Raw genomic sequence first — 6,262 nt, 5'->3', positions numbered from 1 at the left:
AACCGGACTACGCGGCGACGGCCGGCGGTTCCGGCCCGCGTACCCCGCAGGAGGAGGTGTTGTGCGGGCTGTTCGCCGAGGTGCTGGGCGTGGACCGGGTCGGGATCGACGACAGCTTCTTCGACCTCGGCGGCCACTCCCTCCTCGCCACCCGCCTCGTCAGCCGGGTACGCAGTGTGCTGAAGACGGAGGTGGGGATCGGCACACTGTTCGCCTCACCGACTGTGGCCGGACTGGCCGAACACCTGTCGGAGGCACCACAGGAAGCGGCCACCAAGCGGCCGGCGCTGCGCCGTATGACTCGGCCGACCGAAAAGCCCTGATGAATTCCTGGGAGAAGGAAGGCCTTTCCCCAGGAGGTTTGCAAACCCATCGAGAAATGAATGAGGAGAATTCCATGACGAACCCCTTTGAGAACCCGGACGCCGCCTACCTCGTGCTTGTCAACGACGAGGGCCAGCACTCGCTGTGGCCGGAGTCCATCGAGGTGCCCGGTGGCTGGACCGTCGCCAAGACCGCGGACACGCGGGACGCCTGCCTCGCGTTTGTTGAGGAGAACTGGACGGATATGCGTCCGGCCAGCCTGGCCAAGGCCATGGCCGCCGCGGAAGCTTGAGCCGGTACGGCCGGGCAACGCATTCCCGGTGGCGCTCTCGGCGGAGAGCGCCACCGGTACCACATCCCTCTGATAAAGGCACAGAAACGATGGGCATACCGACAGCTGCCGGCGCGATCAGTGAATCCAGGATCGTTTCTTCCATTCCGCGATGGCGCACCGAACCACGGCATGACGACATGCCGACGACCGATTACGAGTGCCACGTTCCCACCGACACGGTCCTGCGGCTCACTGGTCTTGCCGAGCGTCTGCGGGTGCCACTCCCATCCGTACTGTTGGCGGCACACACGAAGGTACTGGCGGCACTCTCCGGCGAACGGGACGTACTGACCGGATACACCGCGCCCGGCGGTGGCGGCGCAAGCCGGCCCTATGGCCTGCTGGTGGCGGATGGCGACTGGCGGCAGCTGGTGCTGGCGGCCCATCGGGCGATGGATGAGAGCCCGTCCCCGGGGACGGAGTTAGGCACGGCCGCCCCGCGGTACGAAGTGGTTCTCGACCTTTCCGCGCTCGACTCGGCCACCCCCTCCGAGCAGACGGACGGGGCCGTGCTGTCGGCGTCCACCGTTGCGCACATCGCCTTCGCCCCGGTGCGGGACGGGCTGCGACTGCGGTTGCTCGGCCGCGCCGACGTCCTCGACCTGCCCTACGCCCGGCGGATCGCCGGATATCTGCTGGCGGCCCTGGAACTGATTGCCGTCGACGACACGGTCGAGCATCAGACCCAGCGCATTCTTTCCTCGGAGGAACTCGCCCACCAGATCGATGGTTTGGCCGGGCCCCGACGCGACCTTCCGGATCGCCGGATGCACGAACTGTTCGAGGAGCGTGTACGTGAGCACCCCGACCGGATCGCCGCCGTGTACGGCGGGACGGAGTGGACGTACGACGCGCTGAACCGTCATGCGAACCGCATCGCCCACGCACTGCTCGCCCGAGGGCTGCGGCCCGAGGACGTGGTGGCAGTCGTCACCGAACGAAATCTCACGTGGATGGCCTCGGTTCTCGCGGTCTTCAAGGCCGGCGGGGTCTACCTTCCGGTGGAGCCGCACTTTCCCGCCCGGCGGATCGCCGCGATGCTTGCCCGCAGCGACTGCCGTTTCGTACTCACCGAACTCGGTAGCACCGGCATGCTCGACCAGGCTCTGACGGTATCCGGCGCCCCGTCCCGGCTGCTGATCGCCGATGTGCTGGCGGAGGGCCGGGAAGGTGCCGAGGGGCATCGTGAAACGGATCCGGGCGTTCCCGTGTCCGCCGGTCAACTCGCCTATGTCTTCTTCACCTCCGGCTCGACAGGAGAGCCGAAGGGCGCGATGTGCGAGCACGCCGGGATGCTCAATCATCTGCTCGCCAAGATCGAGGACCTGGAGATAGGTCCCGGACAGGTGGTCGCCCAGACGGCGCCGCAGTGCTTCGACATCTCGCTGTGGCAGTTGATGAGCGGGGTGCTGGTCGGCGCCCGGACGCTGATCGTCGGGCAGAAGGAGATTCTGGACATCCGCCGGTACGTCGACGCCTTCGTCGAGGGCGAGGCAGAGATCCTCCAGGTCGTCCCCTCCTACCTTGAGGTGCTGCTCAGCTATCTGGAGGAGCAGCCGCGTGGCCTCGGGCGGCTGCGCAGCGTCTGCGCGACCGGTGAGGCATTGAAGAAAGAGCTGGTCGAGCGCTGGTTCGCCGCTTTCCCGGACATCAAGCTGGTAAACGCGTACGGCCTGACCGAAACCTCCGACGACACCAACCACGAGGTGATGCACGGGGTGCCGGGCCAGGAGCGGGTGCCCCTCGGGTCGGCGGTCCGCAACGTGCGTGTGTATGTCGTGGACGAGCGGCTTGAGCCGGTTCCGCTCGGCGCGCCGGGGGAGATCGTGTTCTCCGGTGTCTGTGTGGGCCGCGGCTACATCAACGACCCGGAGCGGACCGCCGCCGCCTTCGGAACCGATCCGCACTGCCCGGGGGAGCGGCTCTACCGCTCGGGCGACATCGGCCGGTGGCTTCCGGAAGGCACGCTGGAATTCCTCGGCAGACGGGACGCGCAGACCAAGATCAGGGGATTTCGCATGGAGATCGGCGAGATCGAGAATCACCTGCTGCGCGTGCCGGGGGTACGGGATTCCGCCGTTGTCGTGGCGGAAGGCCCCGACCAGGAAAAGCACCTGGTCGCGTTCTACGTCGCGGATGCCCCGTTGGACACGGAGGCCGTGCGGCAGTCCCTCGGCGAGACCCTGCCCGTCTATATGGTTCCGGGGGTCTTCCACCACCGGGATGCCCTGCCGCTGACGGGTAACGGCAAGGTTGACAAGAAGGCGCTGGCACGCGAAGCGGCCGCGGTGGCTGCCCCCGCCCATGCAGTGGCCCCCGCCGATGCCCTGAGCACGGCGACGGAAGAGCGGCTGGCGGAGTTGTGGTCGCAGGTACTGAACATTCCGGTCGCGGAGATCACCCGCCACCACCACTTCTTCGAGTCCGGCGGCACCTCCTTGTCGGCGGTGCGCCTCGGGGTCGCGCTCGGTGGGGCGGCGACGCTCCAGGACATCGTCGGCCGCCCGGTCCTGTCCGAGCTCGCCGGTGCCATCGATGAGAACACGCAGCAGCGGAAGGACCAGCGCACATGACGCATTCCACCGAGTCGACGGCCGCCGAGGCGGCCACCACGGAGTCCGGCCTTGTCGGGGACCTCGACCTGGAACTGACCCCGGGCAAGCCCCCGATTCTCCGCGTCACGGAGTCCGTCGCGCCCAGTTCTCTGCCCGAGTGGATCGGTGAGCGCAGGGCCGCACTGGAATCCGCCCTGCTGGACCACGGAGCCGTACTGCTCCGCGGCCTGGGAGTGCGTGACTCCGCCGCGCTCGGCCGGATCGGCGAGCGGCTCTCGGGGACCGTCATGCCGGAGCGGGAGGCATTCGCCCGGCGCCGTCCACTCGGCGGGCCAGTGGTCTCGTCCCTGGAATGGCCGCCCGACCAGCCGATGTGCATGCACCATGAGGTGAGCTACGGGCTGGAGATTCCCAGGCTGCTCACGATCGGCTGCTTCGCCCCGCCGACTCGCGGCGGAATCACCGGACTTGCCGACGCCCAGGCGGTCCTCGCCGGCCTGCCGGAGCCGATCGTCACACGCTTCACCGAGCACGGCTGGTCGCTGGTTCGCTCGTACAACGACCTGGTGGGCGTTCCCTGGCAGGAATCGATCGGCGTCGCCGAACGTGATGCGGCCGAGGCGTACTGCGAAGCCAACGGAATCGGCTTCGCCTGGCAGCAGGACGGCGGGCTGCGGACGACCCAGCGGCGTTCCGCGGTGATCCGGCATCCCCTGACCGGAAACCGGGTCTGGTGCAACCAGATCGCGTTCCTCAACGAATGGACGATGGAACCGGCGGTCAGGGAATTCCTCGTGACGCAGTTCGGCGAACTCGGGCTGCCGTTCAATACCCGCTACGGCGACGGATCGCCCATCGACGCGGACACCGTGGCGACCATCAACAAGGTCTACGAGGCGGCGACCCTGCGTGAGCCGTGGCAGGCGGGAGACGTCCTCCTGGTCGACAACATCCGAATGGCGCACAGCCGTGAACCGTACGAGGGACATCGCGAGGTGGGCATGGTCCTGGGCGCTCCCGTGCGGCTCGCCGACTGTTCGCCCACCCATCAACCCGCCGCCGCTCCCTGACGGGTCGTTCGGCCGGCCTCTCCCGAACGGAGCCGTCCATCGTCATGAACGCACAGGCCCTCCCTTTCGCCGACCTCTCCGACGCGCAGGTCCATGAGATCCCGAGCAGACATGAGCAACGGATCACCTCGCTGCTCGAAGAGGCGTTCCGGGCCCATCGTGAGGGCGGATCGGCCAAACCGGCCGTCATACTTCTTGCGGTTCCCGGACCGGCCGTCCTCACGCATCTTCGCGTTGCCGGTCTCGGCCGGCGGACCGATCCGGGGCGACATCGATGACGACCGCGGGTGCGCTGTCCACCCGCGGCCGATTTCGGGGTGTGGTGACCGTGTGCTGACAGCAGGCCACCACACCCGACGCCATCGGCGTGACTACTGTGCGGCCAGCAGCCGGCGGTCGACCTTCCCATTGGCGTTGCGCGGCAAGGACGACAGCCGGTGAACGGTGTCGATGATCGAATGCCGGGGCAGTTGTCGCGCGCAATGCCGTTTGAGATCGATGAGTGAGGGACTATGCCCCTGCGCGGGAACGACATACGCCACGATATGGGCGTCGATGCCGCTGTCCGCTACCAACGCGGCAGCCTCGGCGACCCCTTCATGGCTCTGCAGCACCGCCTCGATCTCGCTGAGTTCGATGCGATTTCCGCGCACCTTCACCATGGCGTCCCGACGGCCGACGAACTGAAGGTTTCCGTCGTTCAGCACAAGGGCGATGTCCCCGGTCGCGTAGGTACGGTCGGTGATCGGCGGGCGGCCCCAGTAGCCGAGCATGACACTTGGGCCGGTGACGACCAGTTCACCTTCCTCTCCGACCTGGGCCGGCTGTCCGTCGGGGCGGATCACGGTGACGGTGTTTCCGCACCAGGCGGTGCCGATCGGCACCGGAAGAATACTTTCTGCCGGAATATCTTCGACTGTGTATCCGGTACTGATAATGGTCTCGGCCGGCCCGTAGAGATTCATGAAGGGAATGTTTGGAAGGTGCTCGCGGAGTTGACGGAGCGGACCGATCGGAAAGACCTCCCCGGCGAACAACAGGAAGCGCAGCGCCGGTACCTCGGTCGCCAACAGGCCACCGTGCCGCATCATCAGCATGAGTGCGGCCGGAACCGAATACCAGACGGTGATCTCCTGGTCCAGGAGGAACTGGACCAGCCCCTTGGCGGAATATGAGGTTTCCTGAGGTACGAGATGTACGGAGGCGCCTACCGTGAACGGCACATATATGTCGTTCACCGACAGGTCGAAGTGAAAAGGAGCATGATTCGAGTACCGGTCGCCGGCATGTGCCTTCTGCGCTTCGGCGGCCCATGAGATAAAGGCCCAGGCGCTGTTGTGGCTGTGGCAGACCCCCTTGGGTTCGCCGGTGGATCCGGAGGTGTAGAGGATGAAGGCGAGGTCGTCATCGGTGCCGGTGGGAAGCGGTACAGGCCGGTCGGGCGATGGGTTCGGGGCGACCGGAAGTTTCCGCCAGTGGGTTCCGTCGGGCCAGGCGCACAACGATGAGGGGACCGCACCGAAATCGGCCAGTGACTCCTTTCGTTCGGGTGGCGTGACCAGAGCCGCGGGAGCGGAGTCATCCACCAGTTTTGCTATACGCCGAGGTGGTGCCTGCGGGTCGAGAGGAACGTAGGCGGCGCCCAGACGCAGCGTGGCCTGCATGACCGCGATGGCGGCCACGGATTTGTCCAGCCAGATGGCGACGCGGCTGCCGCGGCCTACGCCGAGATCCGCGAGTTCGAGCGCGATCTCATCGGCCCAGGCATCTAATTGCGCATAAGTCGCCTCGCCGTCCGGCCCGACCACGGCCGTGGAATCAGGTGTTCGCCGGGCTGCGTCCCGAACGAGTTGGTGCAACATCACGGTCCGGTCTCCATGTCTCTTGGCTTTCCTTGACAGATTTTCCGCTGGAACGGTAGCGTGAATTAGTGTCAGGTGTTGGTTCTGCTGAAAACTTGTTGAGCATCTGGGGGATAT

5 protein-coding genes are annotated in these 6,262 nt (G+C 66.6%); 4 read left to right on the top strand and 1 reads right to left on the bottom strand.

Annotated features, from left to right (window positions below):
* The 4 genes from ACF1CT_RS31675 to ACF1CT_RS31660 all read left to right on the top strand — a co-directional run.
* Positions 1 to 323, top strand: a 323-nt coding sequence (locus ACF1CT_RS31675) for a phosphopantetheine-binding protein (protein WP_391787428.1), incomplete at its 5' end; no start/stop codon positions are given.
* Positions 324 to 397: 74 nt separating this feature from the next.
* Entirely contained in the window at positions 398 to 616 is a 219-nt protein-coding gene (locus tag ACF1CT_RS31670; protein WP_391787427.1) for an MbtH family protein, read from the top strand.
* Between the two features lie 179 nt (positions 617 to 795).
* Positions 796 to 3,231: an amino acid adenylation domain-containing protein gene (locus ACF1CT_RS31665; RefSeq protein ID WP_391787426.1), complete on the top strand. Its 2,436-nt coding sequence runs from the start codon at positions 796 to 798 to the stop codon at positions 3,229 to 3,231.
* Positions 3,228 to 4,283, top strand: a complete 1,056-nt coding sequence (locus tag ACF1CT_RS31660; RefSeq protein ID WP_391787425.1) for a TauD/TfdA family dioxygenase — start codon at positions 3,228 to 3,230, stop codon at positions 4,281 to 4,283. Before ACF1CT_RS31665 ends, ACF1CT_RS31660 begins: the two co-directional genes overlap by 4 nt.
* Before the next feature lie 371 nt (positions 4,284 to 4,654).
* On the opposite strand, the gene ACF1CT_RS31655 is transcribed toward ACF1CT_RS31660, so the two are convergent.
* Positions 4,655 to 6,145 carry an amino acid adenylation domain-containing protein gene (locus ACF1CT_RS31655; protein WP_391787437.1) on the bottom strand — a complete coding sequence of 497 codons (1,491 nt, stop codon included), beginning with the start codon at positions 6,143 to 6,145 and terminating at the stop codon, positions 4,655 to 4,657.
* Positions 6,146 to 6,262: the final 117 nt, after the last annotated feature.

The sequence above is a fragment of the Streptomyces sp. NPDC014734 genome (assembly GCF_043083325.1).
GTDB lineage: Bacteria > Actinomycetota > Actinomycetes > Streptomycetales > Streptomycetaceae > Streptomyces.
This window is presented reverse-complemented; position numbering and strand designations above follow the sequence as displayed.

What these genes read in the sequence shown, in the direction of transcription:
- ACF1CT_RS31655 (WP_391787437.1), bottom strand. Translation starts at nt 6,145, where the DNA reads ATGTTGCACCAACTCGTTCGGGACGCAGCCCGGCGAACACCTGATTCC.
- ACF1CT_RS31660 (WP_391787425.1), top strand. Translation starts at nt 3,228, where the DNA reads ATGACGCATTCCACCGAGTCGACGGCCGCCGAGGCGGCCACCACGGAG.
- ACF1CT_RS31665 (WP_391787426.1), top strand. Translation starts at nt 796, where the DNA reads ATGCCGACGACCGATTACGAGTGCCACGTTCCCACCGACACGGTCCTG.
- ACF1CT_RS31670 (WP_391787427.1), top strand. Translation starts at nt 398, where the DNA reads ATGACGAACCCCTTTGAGAACCCGGACGCCGCCTACCTCGTGCTTGTC.